Annotated in this window: 1 pseudogene; it reads left to right on the plus strand. The window is 67.1% G+C overall.

The window, feature by feature from the left end:
• Positions 1 to 419: pseudogene (locus tag ACFWW2_RS12060) on the plus strand (hypothetical protein); the annotation flags it as partial.

Consider the following 419-nt stretch of genomic DNA (forward strand, 5'->3'; position numbering starts at 1 on the left):
AGATACCGGCGGCGACACTGGCGGTGATACCGGTGGCGACACTGGTGGGGATACTGGCGGTGGCATGGACCACGGCGGCGACCATGGCGGAGACACTGGCGGTGATACGGGTGGGGATAATGGCGGCGACACAGGTGGTGAGAGAGGAGGGGGGAGCGGACAGGGCGGGGACCCCGGCGGCGACCATGGTGGAGAGACCGGCGGCGACACTGGCGGTGAGACCGGTGGGGTATCGGGTGGTGTTCGCGGAGGGGCCTCAGGTGCGGTGACCGGCGGTGGCATGGACCAAGGTGGAGATACTGGCGGCGATACCGGCGGTGATACCGGAGGTGAAACTAGAGCGGAACAGCGTGGTGTACGTCCCGTTGGCTACTGGCACGGAGTCGAACACGGAGGACTTCCAGTCGGAGAAACGGGCG

This window comes from Yoonia sp. R2-816, from assembly GCF_046762905.1.
Lineage (GTDB): Bacteria > Pseudomonadota > Alphaproteobacteria > Rhodobacterales > Rhodobacteraceae > Yoonia.